The organism is Paracoccus sp. MBLB3053 (assembly GCF_031822435.1).
GTDB lineage: Bacteria > Pseudomonadota > Alphaproteobacteria > Rhodobacterales > Rhodobacteraceae > Paracoccus > Paracoccus aurantius.
On the sequence record NZ_JAVQLW010000004.1, the window covers coordinates 200,953 to 219,112 of the forward strand.

The 18,160-nt window shown below is 64.0% G+C and carries 16 protein-coding genes and 1 pseudogene; 4 read left to right on the forward strand and 13 right to left on the reverse strand.

Annotated elements, in window-relative coordinates; translation table 11 throughout:
• Window positions 1-26 precede the first annotated feature (26 nt).
• Window positions 27-1,162 (forward strand): IS3 family transposase gene (locus RGQ15_RS19570; protein ID WP_311162485.1). Its coding sequence is split into 2 segments (ribosomal slippage): window positions 27-291 and window positions 291-1,162, totalling 1,137 coding nucleotides; the frame shifts between segments, so codons are not numbered across the junction.
• 55 nt (window positions 1,163-1,217) lie between these two features.
• Here RGQ15_RS19570 and RGQ15_RS19575 read toward each other — a convergent pair.
• Window positions 1,218-1,809 (reverse strand): annotated as a pseudogene (locus RGQ15_RS19575) (IS5 family transposase); the annotation flags it as partial.
• Between the two features lie 191 nt (window positions 1,810-2,000).
• On the opposite strand from RGQ15_RS19575, the gene RGQ15_RS19580 reads away from it, so the two are divergent.
• Together RGQ15_RS19580 and RGQ15_RS19585 are read left to right on the forward strand one after the other, a co-directional pair.
• A complete protein-coding gene (locus RGQ15_RS19580) occupies window positions 2,001-2,690 on the forward strand; it encodes a GntR family transcriptional regulator (RefSeq protein WP_311162486.1) in 690 nt (229 codons plus the stop codon).
• Window positions 2,691-2,703: 13 nt separating this feature from the next.
• The gene (locus RGQ15_RS19585) at window positions 2,704-3,609 is read left to right on the forward strand and encodes a dihydrodipicolinate synthase family protein (protein ID WP_311162636.1); all 906 of its coding nucleotides are present in this window, start codon (window positions 2,704-2,706) and stop codon (window positions 3,607-3,609) included.
• Between the two features lie 105 nt (window positions 3,610-3,714).
• On the opposite strand, the gene RGQ15_RS19590 is transcribed toward RGQ15_RS19585, so the two are convergent.
• The 11 genes from RGQ15_RS19590 to araD form a co-directional block, all read right to left on the reverse strand.
• The gene (locus RGQ15_RS19590) at window positions 3,715-4,449 is read right to left on the reverse strand and encodes an SDR family oxidoreductase (protein WP_311162488.1); all 735 of its coding nucleotides are present in this window, start codon (window positions 4,447-4,449) and stop codon (window positions 3,715-3,717) included.
• A gap of 11 nt (window positions 4,450-4,460) precedes the next feature.
• Window positions 4,461-5,411: a 2-hydroxyacid dehydrogenase gene (locus tag RGQ15_RS19595; RefSeq protein ID WP_311162490.1), complete on the reverse strand. Its 951-nt coding sequence runs from the start codon at window positions 5,409-5,411 to the stop codon at window positions 4,461-4,463.
• Complete coding sequence (locus tag RGQ15_RS19600; protein WP_311162492.1) at window positions 5,408-7,039, reverse strand: ABC transporter ATP-binding protein; 1,632 nt, start codon at window positions 7,037-7,039, stop codon at window positions 5,408-5,410. Before RGQ15_RS19600 ends, RGQ15_RS19595 begins: the two co-directional genes overlap by 4 nt.
• The gene (locus RGQ15_RS19605) at window positions 7,032-7,949 is read right to left on the reverse strand and encodes an ABC transporter permease (protein ID WP_311162493.1); all 918 of its coding nucleotides are present in this window, start codon (window positions 7,947-7,949) and stop codon (window positions 7,032-7,034) included. The genes RGQ15_RS19600 and RGQ15_RS19605 overlap by 8 nt, the downstream gene beginning before the upstream one ends.
• A gap of 10 nt (window positions 7,950-7,959) precedes the next feature.
• Window positions 7,960-8,874 (reverse strand): ABC transporter permease, encoded by a 915-nt coding sequence (locus RGQ15_RS19610; RefSeq protein ID WP_311162495.1) that lies wholly within the window; start codon window positions 8,872-8,874, stop codon window positions 7,960-7,962.
• 76 nt (window positions 8,875-8,950) lie between these two features.
• On the reverse strand, window positions 8,951-10,453 hold the full coding sequence (locus RGQ15_RS19615; protein WP_311162496.1) for an ABC transporter substrate-binding protein: 1,503 nt from the start codon (window positions 10,451-10,453) through the stop codon (window positions 8,951-8,953).
• A 90-nt stretch (window positions 10,454-10,543) separates the two neighbouring features.
• On the reverse strand, window positions 10,544-11,446 hold the full coding sequence (locus RGQ15_RS19620; RefSeq protein ID WP_311162497.1) for a DMT family transporter: 903 nt from the start codon (window positions 11,444-11,446) through the stop codon (window positions 10,544-10,546).
• A 134-nt stretch (window positions 11,447-11,580) separates the two neighbouring features.
• Entirely contained in the window at window positions 11,581-12,645 is a 1,065-nt protein-coding gene (locus RGQ15_RS19625; RefSeq protein ID WP_311162499.1) for an Ldh family oxidoreductase, read from the reverse strand.
• A 46-nt stretch (window positions 12,646-12,691) separates the two neighbouring features.
• Window positions 12,692-13,402, reverse strand: coding sequence for a ribonuclease activity regulator RraA (locus tag RGQ15_RS19630; RefSeq protein WP_311162500.1), 711 nt, complete (start codon window positions 13,400-13,402; stop codon window positions 12,692-12,694).
• A 2-nt stretch (window positions 13,403-13,404) separates the two neighbouring features.
• The gene (locus RGQ15_RS19635) at window positions 13,405-14,595 is read right to left on the reverse strand and encodes an L-talarate/galactarate dehydratase (RefSeq protein WP_311162501.1); all 1,191 of its coding nucleotides are present in this window, start codon (window positions 14,593-14,595) and stop codon (window positions 13,405-13,407) included.
• A gap of 10 nt (window positions 14,596-14,605) precedes the next feature.
• Window positions 14,606-16,342 (reverse strand): L-arabinonate dehydratase, encoded by a 1,737-nt coding sequence (gene araD, locus RGQ15_RS19640; RefSeq protein ID WP_311162502.1) that lies wholly within the window; start codon window positions 16,340-16,342, stop codon window positions 14,606-14,608.
• Between the two features lie 156 nt (window positions 16,343-16,498).
• Here araD and RGQ15_RS19645 point away from each other — a divergent pair, with 156 nt between their 5' ends.
• Window positions 16,499-17,203 carry a GntR family transcriptional regulator gene (locus tag RGQ15_RS19645; RefSeq protein ID WP_311162503.1) on the forward strand — a complete coding sequence of 235 codons (705 nt, stop codon included), beginning with the start codon at window positions 16,499-16,501 and terminating at the stop codon, window positions 17,201-17,203.
• 14 nt (window positions 17,204-17,217) lie between these two features.
• Here RGQ15_RS19645 and RGQ15_RS19650 read toward each other — a convergent pair whose 3' ends face one another.
• Window positions 17,218-18,123 carry a dihydrodipicolinate synthase family protein gene (locus RGQ15_RS19650; RefSeq protein ID WP_311162504.1) on the reverse strand — a complete coding sequence of 302 codons (906 nt, stop codon included), beginning with the start codon at window positions 18,121-18,123 and terminating at the stop codon, window positions 17,218-17,220.
• Window positions 18,124-18,160 lie beyond the last annotated feature (37 nt).

The window sequence follows — 18,160 nt, forward strand, 5'->3', positions numbered from 1 at the left end:
AGCGCCTGAGGAAGAACCGACCCGATATGACCAAACGCAAGCGCTATTCTGCAGAGTTCAAAGCGAAGGTGGCTCTGGAAGCCATCCGCGAGGAGCTGACGACGGCTGAACTGGCCAAGAAATACGATATCGATCCGCCGATGATTTCGGGGTGGAAGAGAACCGCGATCGAGAACATAGCCGCGGAATTCGGCGGTGCCTCGCCCGCCGCGCCGCAGATCTCTGCGGGTGAGGTCGAGAAGCTGCATGCCAAGATCGGCCAGCTCGTCATCGAGCGGGATTTTTTGTCGGCAGCCTCCAGTCTCATTCTCGGCACTGGAGGCAAAAAGCGGTGAAACAGGATCATCCCGATCTCAGCGTCCGACGGCAGTGCAGTCTGCTGTCTCTGGCGCGCTCCGGCCTTTATTACCAGCCGCGCGGCGAAAGCGCCGAGAACCTGAAGTTCATGGAGATCTTCGACCGGCAGTTTCTCGAGACGCCGTGGTATGGCTCGCGCCAGATGGCCCGACACATGCAGCGCGAGGGGCATCGCTGCGGACGGCACCGGGTCCGTCGGCTGATGAGGCTCATGCGCCTGGTGCCGATCTATCAGGAGCCCAAGACCAGCAAGAAGCACCCGGCGCACAAGATTTATCCATATCTTCTGAGGGGCTTGGCCATCACCCGCCCCAATCAGGTCTGGTGCACGGACATCAGCTACATCCCGATGCGCCGTGGGTTCCTGTATCTGGTCGCGATTATGGATTGGCACAGCCGCAAGGTGCTGAGCTGGCGGCTGTCGAATTCCATGGATGCGGGTTTTTGCGTCGAGGCTCTGAAGGAGGCGCTGGCCAGATATGGCAAGCCCGAGATCTTCAATTCCGATCAGGGCTCGCAATTCACCAGCACCGAGTTCACCGAGGTGCTGTTGGACGCCAAGGTGCAGATCTCGATGGATGGACGCGGTCGCTGGATCGACAACCGGATGATCGAAAGGCTGTGGCGGTCGCTCAAATACGAATGCGTCTACCTGAATGCCTTCGAGACCGGCTCGGAGGCCCGCAAGGGGATCGGCGCCTGGATCAGCTATTACAATGAGAAACGTCCGCACTCATCGCATGGGTTGCTGACGCCATCCGAAGCTTATGATACCCCAAACCAGAACCTGAAAGCCGCCGCCTGACATGAAACCCATGCTGAAGCTTAGCTGAGCGGCAAACTGGTCCAGATTTCAGGACCACCTCTATGATCGGCTCGGCGCCGTGTTCGAGGGTCGGCGCATGGCAGCGGCGCCTGTCATGGGCGCCGTCGGCAGTGACCGTCCCGACGGTTTCACCAGCGGGGATCTGGGACAGCAGCTCGGGCGGGATGGGGCTGTCACCATGCCTGCTCGACGTAAATTCGACCCCGCCTATGTCGCCGGTGGAGGTGTCCTTCGCCAGATGCACCTTATGCCATTCCCGCTTGCGTGTCGCACCGTGCTTGCGGGCCAGCCATTAACCGTCGCCCCGCAAACGGATGCCGGTGCTATCAATCAGGTGGTTCAGCGGCTTTCCGGATCGCCGATACGGGATCTGCACCTTGATCCGAGCCCGACGGCGGCACAGTGTCGAACAGTCGGGCACCGACCAGTCGAGTCCCGCCATTTCGATCAGGCTCGCCACCAAGCCGACAGTCTGACGGAGCGGCAGGCCGAACAGGATTTTCAATGTGACAGGTCTGGATCGCGCTGTCGGAGAACGTCCCGGGATGGCCGCGCTTTCCACGTCTTTCCGCCTGCCAGGTCATCTCCGGATCGAACCAGACCTACAGCGAGCCGCGTCTCCGCAATGAGGCGTTAAAGTCCGACCAGTCTGTCGTGTCTCGTCAGACTTGGGCATCCCAACCGTCTAGCCCTCAGGATTCCAGAACTTTCTCACTTTCGCCGATATGTGCAACAAGCCCGACTTTCACGATACAGGGTTGGACGAATCGTGAAATCTGATATATCAGATTTCACGACACGCCATTCGGAGAAACCTGTGCCCGTCGCTGAAACGATACTCGCGCCCCTTGATCCGCAGGCATTTTCCGGGCTGCGCGAACATGTGCATCGGGCCTTGCGGCAAGCCATCCTCGCTGGCGGCTACGAGGCGGGCGCGCGCCTCAACGAACGCAGCATCGCCGAGCAGCTTGGCGTCAGCACGACACCGGTAAAGGAGGCGCTGCGACTCCTGGAAGCCGACGGCCTGGTCCGCACCAGACCCCGCAGCGGAGTCATCGTCAATTTCGACTTCGCCTGCGCCGAGGAGATGATCCTTGCCCGGGCGGCCATTGAATCGACAATCGCGCGACTGGCGGCGCAGCGCATCGCCGCCTCCGAAAAGCCCGGTCTGGGGGCCATTCTCGACGAAATGCGCCGGGCCACGCACGGCGGCGAAGCCGAGGAGGTGATACGCCTGAACGAAGTCTTTCACGACCATATCCGTTCGGTCGCGCGGGCAAATTACCTGCGGCTTCTGAACGACCGGCAGGATGTCTATGATTCCGACGCCCGCCGCATCATCCATTCAGACCCCGCCGAGCGCGAGCGCGCCCTGGCCGAGCACGAGGCCATCGGCCAGGCGATCATCGCCCGCGATGCCGAGGCCGCCGAGGTCGCGATGAAGGCCCATGTCCTGCGCGCCGGGGAAACCTATCTCGATCTCGTTTTCCGCAAATACAAGGACTGACAAAGTGACCGACATGCAATCGATCCGCCAGAGTTTGACCGGCATTTCCGGCGTCCCGGTCACCCCCTACGATGCGAACGGTGCGATCAACGAGCCGCTGCTGGCCAAGCTGATCGCGCGGCTCGCCCATGCGGGCATCCACAACCTGATGGCGGCGGGCAATACCGGCGAGTTCTTTTCGCTGACCCCGGACGAGATCCGCCGCGTCCATGCCGTGACCGCCGAGGCGGCGGATGGCCGGTCGCTGGTCAGCGCCGCGGTCGGCCGTTCGCTGACCGAGGCCAAGGCCCTGGCGCGCGACGCCATCGGGGCGGGCTGCGACGCGATCATGAGCCATCACCCAATGGACCCTTTCGCCGGGCCCGAGGCCCAGGTGGATTACTTCCTTGACCTGGCCGATGCCTCGACGGTTCCGGTGATCGCCTATGTCCGCACCGACACCTTCCCCATCGACCAGTTCCGCCGTCTGGGCGGGCATGACAATGTCGCGGGCGTCAAGTTCGCCTCGCCCAACCTGATGCTGATCGCCGACGTGATCCGCCAGACCAAGGACCTGCCCGCGATCTGGGTCTGCGGCCTTGCCGAAGCCTGGGCCCCAGCCTTCTACGCCATCGGCGCGCAGGGCTTCACCTCGGGCTTCGTGAACGTCTTTCCCGAGATTTCGCTTGCCGTCCATGCCGCGCTGGTCAGGGGCGGCTTCGTGCAGGCGCGCGAGATGATCGACCGTTTTGCCGGGTTCGAGGAATTGCGCACCCATCATCGCAATGGCGCAAACGTCACCGTGGTCAAGGAAGCGCTGTCGATCCTTGGCTATCACGTCGGCGCGGTTCGCCTGCCGGGCGTCCCTGCCCTCTCGCCCGCCGAGCGCGCCGAGCTCGAGGCGATCATCGGCGCACAGAAGACGGCGAAGGTGGCCTGACCTGCGCCTGCCCTGCCTGCATGACCGAGGGCAGGGCAGGCTGGGAGGTAATCTGACCTGTTCCCAGGCGGTCAAGATGGGCCATCCATCGCCACCCCACAAGACTCATCCCCGGCCGTAGAGCGGCATGGTGGTGGGCATGATCGTCGAGAACGGGACCATCACCTCGGCGGGCAGTTCGGCCAGTCCCACGATATGGCGGGCGAGCATCGCGACATCCATGCGCGGCTCGATCGCCGTCGTGCCATTGGCCTGCGGCACGCCCTGGCTCATGCGGTCGGTCCGCGCCGTCGCTGCATTGCCGATATCGACCTGGCAGACCGAGATGCCGAAATCCCGGCAATCGAGGATCAGGCTTTTCGTCAGCCCGGTGATGCCATGTTTAGAGGCGGTATAGGCCACGCTATGCGGCCGCGGGCCATAGGCCGAGACCGAGCCGTTATTGATGATCCGCCCGCCCTGCGGCGCCTGCGCCTTCATCGCGGCCACCGCCTCGCGGGCGCAGAATAGCGGCCCGGTCAGGTTGACGGCGATGACCTCGGCCAGCGCCTCGGAGGCCAGGGTCTCGAAGGGCAAGGCGGGGGTATTGGTGCCGGCATTGTTGAAGAGCAGGTCGATCCGACCGAACTCGGCCTTGGCGGCGGCAAAGAGCGCCGCGACGGAGGCGGCATCGGACACGTCGGTCGGCACCGGCAACCCCCGCCCGGCAAGGCGCGCGGTTTCCTCAAGCCCCTCGGCGCGGCGACCGGCCAGGACGATGTCCCAGCCGCGCCCCGCCAGTTCGACGGCAACGGCCCGCCCGATGCCGCTGCCGGCACCGGTGATGATGGCTACAGCCATGATGTTTCCTTTCAGTTGACCGGGGTCAGCAGGGGTTTTCCGGCGAAATGCGCGGCGAGATTGTCGAGGACGAGCTGGGACATCTTGTCCCGCGTTTCGATGGTGCCGCTGGCATGGTGGGGGTACAGCACCACATTCGGCAGCTTGGCAAAGCGCGGGTCCGGATTGGGTTCATTCAGGAACACGTCCAGCCCCGCCGAGCCGAGCCGCCCGCTTTCCAGCGCATCGAGCAAAGCCGCCTCATCGACGACCGAGCCGCGCGAGATATTGATGAAGCTGCCCTCCGGCCCGAGCGCGTCCAGCGCCTCTGCGGACACCAGATGCGCGGTTTCCGGCCCGCCCGAGGCGGCGGCGATCAGCACATCCGACCAGCCCGCCATATCGACGACATTGTCGAAATAGCGATAGGCGATCCCAGCTTTCGGCTTGCGTCCGAAATATCCGATCTCCATCCCCAGCGCCTCGCAGCGCTTCGCGATGGCGGCGCCGATCCGGCCAAGGCCGACGATGCCGACCCTGCGCCCCGAGGTGGTGCGGGTCAGCGGCAGCATCCCCTTGCGGCCCCAATCGCCCGAGCGCACCCAGGCATCGCCTGCCACCAGGTTGCGCCGCACTGCCAGCATCAGGAGAATCGCGATATCGGCCACGTCATCGGTCAGCACGTCGGGCGTATTGGTGAAGCGAATGCCGCGTCGGGTCATGGCGTCCACGTCCAGAGTCTCGTAGCCGACCGAGGAGCAGGCCGCGATCTGCAGCTTGGGCAGGCGCGACAGGAAGGCATCGTCGGCGGGAAAATGGCCATTGCTGACCATGCCGACGCAGGATTTCCCGGCCTCGTCGATCAGCGCCTCGCGGGCGTCCTCGTCGGTCAGCTTGTAGAGCGGGAAGACATTGTAGGTTTCTTCAAGGATCGCCAGTTTCTCGGGGCGGATCGGGGTGCAGACAAGCACATCTTGCTTCATGCGGGGACGAGTCCTTCTGACTTGCGGGCTTCGCGGCGGGCGGCCTGGACCTCGGGATCGGGGTCGAGCGAGGCGGCGAGCAGCGACTTGGTATAGGGCATGCGGGGGGCGTCGAAGATCTGGCCGGTCGCGCCCTCCTCGACGATCTCGCCGGATTTCATCACGATGACGCGGTCGGCGAAATCGCGCACCACCGGCAGGTCATGGGCGATGAACAGGTAGCTCAGGCCGAGATCGCGGCGCAGCCCATCGAGCAGCTCGATCACCTGCGCCTGGATCGACACGTCGAGCGCCGAGACCGCCTCATCGCAGATGATGAGCTTGGGCTCGAGGGCCAGCGCGCGGGCGATGGCGATGCGCTGGCGCTGCCCGCCCGAGAATTGGTGCGGGTAGCGCTTGGCCATCTCGGGCTGCAGACCCACCTGGACCAGAAGCTCGGCGACGCGGTCCTTCCAGCGCGCCTTGGGCAGGATCGAGGGATGCACGATCCAGGCTTCCGAGATGATCTGATGGACCGTCATGCGCGGGTTCAGCGATTGCGTCGGGTCCTGGAACACCATCTGGATGTCGCGGCGGATCGCGAACAATTCCTTCGGCGTCATCTGCAGGAGGTCGCGCCCCTTCCAGATCACCTTGCCGCCGCTCGGCTCGTCGAGGCGCAGGATGGCGCGCGCCATGGTCGACTTGCCCGAGCCGGATTCGCCGACGATCGCCACCGTTTCGCCCGGCATGATGGCGAAGCTCGCGCCCTTCAGCGCATGGAAGCCGCCATAATGCTGCTGCAGGCGCTCAACGCGAAGCAGCGGTTCGCCCAAGCGGTCCTCTTCATCGCGGGTTTCGCCCTTGCCGGGGGCGGCGTCGATCAGGCGGCGGGTATAGGGATGCTTGGGGTCGCGATAGATCTCGGCGGCATTGCCGCTTTCCACGATCTCGCCCTTGTTCATCACGACGACGCGGTCGGCGATCTCGGCCACGACACCAAGGTCATGGGTGATGAGCAGAAGCCCCATCCCGGTCTCGCGCTGCAGCTCTTCGAGCAGCGCCAGCACCTGCGCCTGCACCGTCACGTCGAGCGCGGTGGTGGGTTCATCCGCGATCAGGATGTCGGGCTTGAGCGCAAGTGCCATGGCGATCATCAGGCGCTGGCGCTGCCCGCCGGAAAACTCGTGCGGGTATTTGCCCATCGCCGCTTCGGGGTTCGGGATGCCGACCCGGCCCAGCAGCTCCAGCGTGCGCGCTCGCGCCTTTTCGGCGGGCACGTCATGGACGCGCATCATCTCGCAGATCTGCCAGCCGACGGTATAGACCGGGTTCAGGTGGCTCAGCGGGTCCTGGAAGATCATCGCGATGCGCTTGCCATTGAACTGGCGGCGCTGCTCGTCGCTCATCTTCAGAAGGTCGCGGCCCTCGAAGAACACCTCGCCCGAGGTGATCTCGCCCGGCGGCATGTCGATCAGGTTCATGATCGTCGAGGCCGAGACCGACTTGCCCGAACCGGATTCGCCGAGGATGGCAAGAGTCTCGCCGCGGTCGAGATGCCAGCTCACGTTCCGGACGGCGCTGACGGTCCCGGCGGCGGTGTGGAAATCGACCGAGAGGTTCCTGACCTCAAGCAGGTGTTCAGCCATTCTTGCGGCCTCCCATTTCAAGGCGCCAGCGCTGCACCGGATCAAGCGCGATCCGCATCCAGGCCGACAGAAGGTTCAAGGAAAGCGTCGTCAGGATGATCGCGAGGCCCGGCCAGAAGGACAGCCACCAGGCATTGGTAAGGTAGGGCCGGCCCTGGCTGACCATCAGGCCCCAGGTGATCTCGGGCGGCTGGATGCCGATGCCGAGGAACGAGAGCGAGCTTTCCGCCAGCATCACGAAGGCGAAGTCGAGCGTCGCGATGGTGATCAGCGTCGGCATCACCACCGGCAGGATATGGCGGAAGACGATGCGCATATCCGAGGTCCCCATGACGCGGGCGGCCGAGATGAACATGCGCTCGCGCACTTCCAGCACCTCGGCGCGGGTGGTGCGCAGGTAGATCGGGATGCGGGTGATGGCGAGGACCAGCACGATATTGGCGACCGAGGGTTCCAACATGTAAAGCACGATCACCGCGAGCAGGAGCGAGGGGAAGGACATGATGACGTCGCCCAGCCGCATGATCGCGCCGCTCCAGCGCGAGCGCGAATAGCCTGCGACCAGCCCCAGCGCCGAGCCGATGATCATCGAGCAGATCACCGCGCCCGCGGCCACGGCCATGGTGTTCCTTGCCGCTACGATGATGCGCGGCAGAAGCGGCCGGCCCAGCTGGTCCGCGCCGAGGATATACATGAAGCCCCGCGACAGGTCGAAGGGCGGCGCATTGCGACCGCGCAGGTTCTGCCGCGTGGCCTCGTTTTCCAGAAAGATCGGCCCGAAAATCGCGCAGAGCACGACGATCAGCAGGAAAAGCGCGGCGAAGAAGGCGAACTTGTCTGCCCAGAGCAGGCGCAGGAAGGTCCCGACGCGGCCGCGTTCCTTTACCGTGGTGGAGTTGGTTTGGCTCATGGTCATGGACTCAATACCGGATGCGAGGATCAAGCATCGCATAGGCGAGGTCGATCAAGAGATTCATGATGAAGATGGCCACCGCCGACACCATGATCGCGGCCAGGATCACCGCGAAATCGCGTTGCAGGATTGCGTCGATCATCAGCTTGCCGATGCCCGGGAAGCCGAAGATGGTCTCGACCACCACCGCGCCGTTCAGGATGCCCGCCGCCTGGTCGCCGATCACGGTGATGACCGGCAGCATCGCGTTGCGCAGCCCGTGGACAAAGATGATCGGGCGCGGCGGCACACCCTTGGCCTTGGCGGTCTTCACATAGGCCGAAGAAAGCGCCGTGATCATCGAGCCGCGCACCACCTGCAGGATCAGGCCGAAAGGGCGGATGAACAGGACCGAGATCGGCAGCACCCAGTGCCAGACCGTCCCCGTCCCCGAGGTTGGCAGCCAGCGCAGCTGCACCGCAAAGATCACGATGCCGACGATGGCGATCCAGAAATCCGGCGCCGACGCCCCGATCAGCGAAAAGAAGCTGGTGATCCGGTCGAAGATGCCGCCGACCCTGAAGGCGGCCAGCGAGCCGATGACGATGGCCGCGACGGTGACCAGCGTCATGGTCACGACGGCCAGAGTCAGGGTCCAGCGGAAACCCTCCAGCACGACATCCATCGCCGGGCGGGCCTGACGAATGGACTCGCCAAAGTCGAAATGCAGCAGATCCCAGACATAGCGCCCGAATTGAACGATGAGCGGATCGTTCAGCCCGTGCAGTTCGCGGAACCTGTCGCGCATCTCCTGAGTAGCGTCGATGGGCAGGTAGAGATCGGTGGGGTCGCCCGTCAGGCGCGACAGGAAGAAGACAAGGATGACAAGGCCCACGAGCGAGATCGCACTCGCCACGGCCCGCTTGCCAATGAAGCTTTTCATGTTGGGTTCCTCGACCGGGGGCCATGCGGCCAGTCGTAAAGGAAAGGGGACGGTTCGCACCGTCCCCGCAGTCACGTCACTTGAAACCGATCTCGGACAGGCGCAGCTCGCTGTTGGTCGAGATCGTCGGGGTGAAGTCCAGACGCGGGTTCACGCGGCTGAAGCCGACCATGTGGAACATCTCGACATCGCCGATCAGGTTCTCATGAATGTCCTTCATCACGTCCGACCACAGCGCCGCGCGATCATCGCCACTGGCCTCGGTCGCTTTCGAGATCTCGGCGTCAAGCTCGGGATAGACCAGACCCGATTGCAGCCCTTCGCTGCCATATTTGAAATACATCGAGAAGACCGGGTCGCCCTTGGCATTGTCATGCTGGGCGGCGACCAGTTGCGGGCCGCGACCCTCGGCAAAGGGTCGGTTGTAATAGGTGTTGTATTCCGCAACTTCCTTCATCTCGAGCTTGGTGTTCAGGCCCACATCGTTCAGCATCTGCGACATGGCCTCGAGGATCTCGGTGATGTTGGGGAACATGCCCAGACGACCGACAATCAGGATTTCCTGATCGACGGGGATGCCCTCGGCCCTGGCTTCGGCCAGCAATTCCTTGGCGCGCTCCGGGTCGAAGGGATAGGGCGTCAGGTCCTTGTTGTAGCCCAGCGTGGTCGGCGGCACGACCGCGGTAGCCTTTTGCGCATCATTGGCGACCAGGGTGCCAATGAAGGCGTCGCGGTCGATGGCAAGGTTCATCGCTTCGCGCACACGGCGATCGCTTAGCGGCGCGGTCGCGTGGTCCACGCGCAGGTAGGTGGTTTCCGAGTTCGGGTAGGCGAAATCGGTTTCCGGGTTGGTCGCGTCCAGTTCGCTGATCACCGGGGCGATATCGGCTTCGCCCACCTCGACCATGGCGGCGCGCACGGCGCTGTCGTCGCGGAAGACATAGGTGGCCTTGGTCACAACAGGCTGCTCGCCCCAGTAATCGTCGCGACGCGTCAGCACGATATTCTGGCCGATATTGCGCTCGGTCATCTCATAGGGGCCGGTGCCCACCGGTTGCTGGACCATCTCCAGCGGGGTCTCTTCCGGAACGATGGTCAGCGAGGACATCAAGAGCGGCAGGATCGGCTGTGCCGGGTCGGTGGTGATGTCGATGGTATGGTCATCGACCTTGGTGGCCGTAATGCTGAAGCCCCCGAAATATTTGCCACCGATCTCGCAGGTCATCTTGTCGCTGATCGTCCGCTCAAGCGAATGGATCACGTCCTGCGCCGAGAAATCCGTCCCATCCGAGAATTTCACCCCCTGGCGCAGCTTGAAGCGCCAGGTGCCGGGCTGCGTCTCCGCCCAGCTTTCGGCCAGAAGCGGGTTCAGGGTGGCGGTGGCGGGCTCATAGACCGTCAATGTCTCGCTGACATTGCCCAGCAATACCCGGCCGATATTCGATTGTGAGGACATGCAGGGGTCGATCAGCTCCAGCTCTTCGCTAAGGACGATCGTCACATCGGTCTTGTCCTGTGCAGCGGCAGCGCCCGCCGCAATGGTGCTGGCCAGAAGGCCGGCGATCAGGGTCGTTTTCATGGATACTCCTCCCATGGAACTCGTTTTTCGGGGCCGGCGCCCTCCTCGGCGCCTTGGAATCAACCCTCATTAATTGATATATTAGTTCAGCTACAATCTTTGAGAACCCTGTTTCTTGCCTCCTTTCGAGAAAGCGCCAAGCAGCACGGCAAGGACGATGGCGCCCGCGCCGATCCAGGTTGCGGGTCCCGAAACCTCGCCGAAGAAGATGAATGCCATGACCGCGATCACCGGCAGGCGCAGGAAATCCAGCGGTGCAAGGAAAGACGCATCGGCCATCGAAAGCGCGCGCGTCACCAGCGCCTGACTGGCGGCCCCCAGCGCACCCTGAACCGCCATGAGGGCCAGCGCGCGCGGACTGGGTGTCTGCCATACGCTCAACGCGAGGATCAGCGCCAGCGGGACCATCGCGATCAGGTTCCAGGCCACCAGCCGGTCTGGCCGGTCGCGGCCGGACATGCCCTTGAGAATAAGCTGGATGGTCGCGGTCAGCACCGCCCCGACCAGCGCGAAAAGCAGCGCGACATCGTAACCTGCCGCCCCCGGGCGCAGGATGATCAGCATTCCCGCAAATCCGGTCACGACCGAGGCTACGCGCACCACACTCAGCCCCTCGCCCAGGAACAGGCAGGCGCCGAGCATCAGGAAAAGCGGAGCGGTGAAGCTGATTGCGGTGACGTCGGACAAAGGTGCGTTGGCGAAGGCCACGAAAAGCGCCAACAGAGAGGCGAGCTTCAGCGCCGCGCGCAGGATATGCATCCCGCGATAGGGCGAAGCTAGCAGATCACCCCGACGCAAGATCCAGGGCAGCAGAAAACCCAAACCGAAGGCCGCGCGAAAGAAAGCGATGACGAAAGGATGCACCTCTCCTGCCAGCAGGCGGACAATGACCCCGTCACAGGCATTCAGCACGGTTGCCGCAAACATCATCCCCGCGGCGGCCCAAAGCACGCGACGCCCGCCGGGAATGGGCAGGCTGTCGCTGGGTATCATGCTTCGAACCCCGCTAGCTTATATGACATATCCAGACTACCACCCAATGTTGTTACAAATTTGCATGATGGGTTTCGCAAGATCAAACCAAAATCTACCATACTGGTGTGACGACTGACCGAAACGGCCCCAGTTCAACCCGGCTCGGTGATCGCATCCGGCAGCGCGAGGCCCAGCGTTCCGGCCCTTGCCGCAATGCTGGACCATGTGGCTTCGGCAACCGGAACCCCCTCGGCCTGCGCCTGCCGGCGATGACGCGAGGCGGAATCACCCGGAACACGGACCATCCCTCGCGTTGCGGGACCGGGCGGGTTCGAGCGGCAGGCGTCGGCCAGCCAGTCCGATTGTTCGAGAAATGCGTCGATCCCAACGAAAGCTTCGGGGTCGATCACCTGCAGGAAGACGCTTTGTGCCAGCGGGCCGGGTGGCGTATTCGCGCGACCCTTGCCAGACAATCCCTGCCCCAGCAACTCAACCATCAGGCCAAGCCCGTAACCCTTGTGCCCTTTCAGCGCCCCGCCCAGAGGCAGCAGCGAGCCGCCGCGCTCGGTCACCTCGCGCGGATCGTCGGTCGGCTCGCCAGTGGCGGTCAGCGCCCATGCCTCGGGGAAGCGCTCGCCGCGCCTGGCCAGCGTCTGGGTCATCGTGGTGGTGGTGATCGAGGACGAGACATCGACCAGCACCGGATCGCCCGAGGTCGGAAAGCCCGCCCCGATCGGGTTCGGCGTCAGAAGCGGCTTGGTGCCGCCGAAGGGCGCGACCCGCGAGGCCGCCGGGTTCGAGCAGGAAATCTGCACGATCAGCCCGCGATCCGTCAGCGCGCGCATATAGGCCGAAAGCGCGCAGGTGTGATGGGCGTTGCGGATCGCGGCGGTGATGGTTCCGTGATCGGCGACGCGCGCGGCCGCCTGCTCGAGCGCGCGGGTCAGCAGCCAGGCACCCGGCAGCAGACGACCATCCCAGACAAAGCTTGCGCCTTTGTCGCGGATGACCTCATAGCTGCCCGCGCCGTTGAGCGAACCATCGGCCAGCGCATCCAGATACCAGGGCAGCAGGCCGACGCCATGGGTCTCGTGGCCGATCATGTCGCCCTCGACCAGCACGCGGGCGGTGACCTCGGCTTTGTCGGCCTCCATTCCGGCGGCGGAAAGCAGGGCTTGCGCGAAGTCACTCAGCGCCTGTTGTGGGATCCGGGGCATGCGTCCTCCTTGGTGCGTCTGGGGCGGAGTCCCGCCCCCGTTTTTGTCAGCGACCGTTTGCCTTGCGCCATTCGGCGAAAAGCTCGAGGTTTTTTTCGTCCGTCGCCGGGTAAAGCCCGATGATCGTGGCTCCGCCCTTGACGCGCTCAGTCACGAAATCCTCGTAAGCCGTCATCTCGACTGCCTCGTCTGCGATCTCGTCTGCGATCTCGGCGGGGATGATGATGACGCTGTCATCGTCGCCGACCACGATATCGCCGGGGAAAACCGCGACATCGCCGCAGCCGATCGGCACGTTGATGTCGATGGCCTCATGCAGGGTCAGGTTGGTCGGGGACGAGGCCCGGTGATGATAGGCCGGGATGTCCAGCGCGCCGATCGATATCGAGTCGCGGAAACCTCCATCGGTCACCACGCCAGCGCCGCCGCGCACCATGAGCCGCGTGATCAGGATATCGCCCGCCGAGGCCGCGCGGGCATCCTTGCGGCTGTCCATGACCATGACATGGCCCTCGGGGCATTGCTCAATGGCCGCGCGCTGCGGGTGGGCGGGGTTGCGAAAGACCGTCATGGGGTTGCGATCTTCGCGCGCGGGCATGTAGCGCAGGGTGAAGGCCGGGCCGACCATGTTGCGGCCCTTGCGCTCAACCGGGCGCACGTCCTGAATGGTCTGGTTGCGCAACCCGCGCTTGTAAAGCGCCGAGCAGAGCGTCGCGACCGAGACGCCCATCAGTTTTTCACGGGTCGAGGGGTTCAAGTTCAGCCTCCGAAAGTGGTCGTTTCAACAGTCCAGTCGCGGGCCTTGCCGGTCAGCGAGCAGCCAAGACCCGGGCGCGCAGGCACGATCATGCGGCCGTCGCGGATTTCGAGTTCCTCGTTGAAGAGCGGCGCGAGCCAGTCGAAATGCTCGACCCAGGGCTCATGCGGATAGGCAGCGGCCAGGTGCAGGTGGATCTCCATCGCGAAATGAGGCGCGAGGCGCATCCGCTTGACCTCGGCCTGTGCGCAGATCTTCAGGAATTGCGTGATGCCGCCGACGCGCGGCGCGTCGGGCTGGATGAAATCGACCGCATCGGCGCGGATTAGGGCCATATGCTCATCGGCGGATGCCAGCATCTCGCCGGTGGCAATCGGAGTCGCGAGTTCACGGGCCAGAAGCGCATGGCCCTCGGCATCATAGGCATCCAGCGGTTCCTCGATCCATTCGAGGTTCAGGGGTTCCACCAGACGCCCGAACCGCAGCGCGGTCACGCGGTCCCATTGCTGGTTGGCATCGACCATCAGCGGCACGCGGCCATTCAGATGCGCGGTCACGGCGTCCAGACGGCGCAGATCCTCCATCGGGTCGGGCTGGCCGACCTTGATCTTGATCCCGCCTATGCCCGATTCCAGCGACTTGTCGATTGCGGCTTTCACCTCATCGATGGAGGAAGACAGGAAGCCGCCCGAGGTATTATAGCAGGCGACACTATCGCGATGCGCGCCCAGCAGTTTTGCCAGCGGCAGGCCCGCGCGCTTGGCTTTCAGATCCCAGAGGCAGATATCCATCGCGGCAATCGCCTGCGTCGCGACGCCCGACCGCCCGACCGAGGCCCCGGCCCAGCACAGCTTGTCCCAAAGCCGCGCGATATCGTTCGGGTCTTCACCCAGCAAATTGTCCGCGATCTCGCAGGCATGGGCGTAAAGTGCCGGTCCGCCCGCGCGTTTCGAATAGCTGAAGCCAAGGCCGGACTGGCCGGATTCGGTCTCGATCTCGCAGAAGAGGAAGGCGACCTGCGTCAGCGGCTTCTGCCGCCCGGTCAGCACCTTGGCGTCGCTGATCGGGCGGGCCAGCGGCAGGTAGGCCAGCGAGAGCTTGACCGTCTTGATCGCGTCCTGCGTCGCGGGACCGGCGGCGAAGCCCGCCTTGGGCGGCTGCGCCGGGATCAGGCGTTGAGAGATATCCAGCATGACATGCACCTCAGTTGATGGCGGGTTCGGGCGTCTTGCCGCCATATTCGGTTTTCAGGAAATCGAAGTCGCAGCCCTTGTCGGCCTGCTCGATATGCTTGCTGAACATCAGCCCGTAGCCGCGCTGGTAGCGGGGCTCGGGGGCCTGCCACGCGGCGCGGCGCGCCTCCAGCTCGGCCTCATCCACCAGCATATTCAGGGACCGCGCGGGAATATCCAACTCGACCATGTCGCCGGTTTTCAAGAGCGCCAGCGGCCCGCCCACGAAGGCTTCGGGCGAGACATGCAGCACGCAAGCGCCAAAGCTGGTTCCCGACATTCGCGCATCCGAGATCCGCACCATGTCACGCAGGCCCAGCTTCAAGAGCGCCTTGGGCATCGGGATCATGCCCCATTCCGGCATCCCCGGCCCGCCTTGCGGCCCCGCATTGCGCAGGACCAGTACGGTTTCAGGTGTCAGCGGGTAATCGGGATCGTCGATGATCGCCTTCATCTCGGCATAGCTGTCGGCGACCAGCGCCGGGCCGGTATGGCGATGGAATTTCGGATCACAAGCGGCGGGCTTGATCACCGCGCCATCGGGGCAAAGGTTCCCCTTCAGCACTGCCAGTGATCCTTCATGATAGACGGGATTGGACAGCGGACGGATGACGTCATCGTTCCAGATCTTCACGTCCTCCAGCCCGTCAGTCAGCGGTCTTCCGGTGACGGTGATGGCCGAACTGTCGAGCTTATCACCGAGCTGCTTCATCAGCGCGCGCAGGCCCCCGGCATAGTAGAAATCCTCCATCAGATAGGTCGTGCCCGAGGGGCGGATATTGGCGATGACAGGCGTGGTGCGGCCGATCCGGTCCAGATCGTCCAGCTCCAGCGGCACACCGGCGCGGCGCGCCATGGCGATCAGGTGGATGATCGCATTGGTCGAACAGCCCGTGGCCATGGCGACTGTCACGGCATTGTTGACCGCCGCCGGGGTCACGATCTGATCGGGGGTCAGGTCCTCCCAGATCATCTCGACGATGCGCCGCCCACACGAGGCCGACATGCGCTGGTGGTTCGCGTCCGCCGCCGGGATCGAAGACGCCCCCGGCAGGGTCAGCCCCATTGCATCGGCGATCGCGGTCATGGTCGAGGCCGTGCCCATGGTCATGCAATGGCCGTAGGAACGGGCGATGCCGCCCTCGATGCCCTGCCATTCTTCCTTGGAAATCGTGCCCGCGCGGCGCTCATCCCAATATTTGAACCCGTCCGTGCCGGAACCCAGGTACTTGCCCGCGTAATTGCCGCGCAGCATCGGACCCGCGGGCAAATAGATGAACGGAACGCCCATGCTGAGCGCGCCCATGACCAGGCCCGGCGTGGTCTTGTCGCAGCCGCCCATCAGCACCGCGCCGTCGACCGGGTGGGAACGCAGCAACTCCTCGACCTCCATCGCCAGCATGTTGCGGTAGAGCATGGTGGTCGGCTTGACGAAATTCTCGGACAGCGACAGCGCCGGAAGCTCCATCGGGAAGCCGCCCGCCTGCAGGATGCCGCGCTTGACCCAGTCGACGCGGTCCTTGAAATGCATGTGGCAGGGCTGGGCGTCGGACCAGGTATTGATGATCGCGACGATGGGCTTTCCCTCCCAGTCCTCGGCGGCATAGCCCATCTGCATGGTCCGCGAGCGATGCCCGAAGGACCGCTGGTCGTCCGGCACCATCCAGCGCGCCGAGCGCAGATCCATGTATTCTTTCTTCTTCTGCATCCTTATCCTCCCTCGTCCGCTCGGATGCATGGGCGTTCGGGTCATGCTGCCACGTAACGCTTGAGCGGAATGTTGATGTGATATATTAGTTGGATAAGAATATCAATTACGAATCTCGCAGTTGCTTGATCCGTGAAACCATGCAGGAAACAGGACATGACGAAGACGCTTCTCTCGGCATTCAGCGCGGCGGAAACCGGGACAGCGGCAGGCGGCACGGTGCAGCGGGTCTATGGTGACCTGCGGCAGCGAATCATCGCCTTCGAGCTGCCCCCTGACATGACGCTGGACCGCCACGAGCTGACCGAACATTACGGCGTCAGCCTGACCCCCCTGCGCGAGGCGCTGCAAAAGCTGCATCTCGAAGGGTTGGTCCGGGTCTATCCACAATCAAGGACTGTCGTGACGCGGATCGACATTCCCCAGATCTACGAGGCGCATTTCCTGCGCACGGCGCTGGAATGCGAAGTCGCGCGCAATCTGGCGCTGAAACCTGATCCCGATCTCATCACCCGCGCGCGCTCGATCATCCGCATGCAGGAGGTCGTGGCGCAGGATCCGGGCCAGGTCACGATGTTTCAGGAACTGGACGAGGTGTTTCACAACACGATGTTCGCGGCGCTTGGTCGCGGGGCGCTGCATCAGTTGATCCGCGAACGTTCCGGGCATCTTGAGCGAGCGCGGCGCTTGCACAATGCGCAAGGGCGCGTCGCCTCGATCATATCGGGGCATCTTGCCGTGGTCGATGAGATCGAAAAGGGCGACCCCGATGCGGCCGTCAGCGCCATGCGCCGGCATCTGGGCGGCACGATCTCGCAGGTCGAGAAGTTGCGCAGCCGGCATCCGGACTATTTTTCATAGGAAGATTGCCCGCCTCAGGCCGTCGTCCTGACCATGCCCGGCAGCAATCCATAGGCCGAAAGGATCGCGGCGATCTGTCGATCCTGTTCCCGATCCGGCAACAGCGCCGGCTGACGGCTGGCCCCGACAGAGGCATCCATGAGAAACAGCGCCCGCTTGACCAGCGCGGGCGCATAGCCCAGCCCGTAAAGCTCCTTGCGGAAATTGCCGAAGATCTGTTGCTGCCGCGCCGCCTCGGCCTCGTCCCCGGCGTTATGGGCACGGAACAACGCGGCCAGAACCTCGGGCATGACATTGCCAAGCCCCGATATGCAACCCGCCGCGCCATTCATCAACGCCCAATGGACAAGGTGATCCGGCCCGGAATAGACGGCGAAATCCGCGGCCTCGCGGCTGACGGCCAGATATTCCTCGAGCGTGTCCTGGCCACCGCCCGAATCCTTGATCCCGGCGATATTGCCATGCGCGGCCAGCGCGCGCGCCGTCTCGGGGGCGATATGGTTCTGGGTCCGCGCGGGGATGTCGTAAAGATAGACCGGGGTCCCGACGGCATCCGCGACGGCGGTGAAATGCCGGATCAGACCGTCCTGCGTGCAGGCGATGAAGAAGGGCGTGATGACCGCGATGCCATCGACGCCGATGCGGTCGAATTCGCGGGCAAGCATCACGGTCTCGAAGGTCGCGGGCATGCCGGCATTGACGATGACCTTCGCCTGCCCTGCGACCTCGTCGACCACGGCTTCGGTCAGGGCGACCTTTTCCTCGAAGGTCAGGGCGGTGAAATCGCCATTGGTCCCGGCGCACATGATATTGTTGCCGGCCCGGATCTGGCGGCGCACTTGCGCGCGGGTGGCGTCGAAATTGATCGTCTCGTCATCGTTGAAACAGGTGACGAGGGCGACGAAGGCTTCCTTGGTCATGCGGGCTCCGGCGGCGGGAAAATCCGGCCCCCGACAA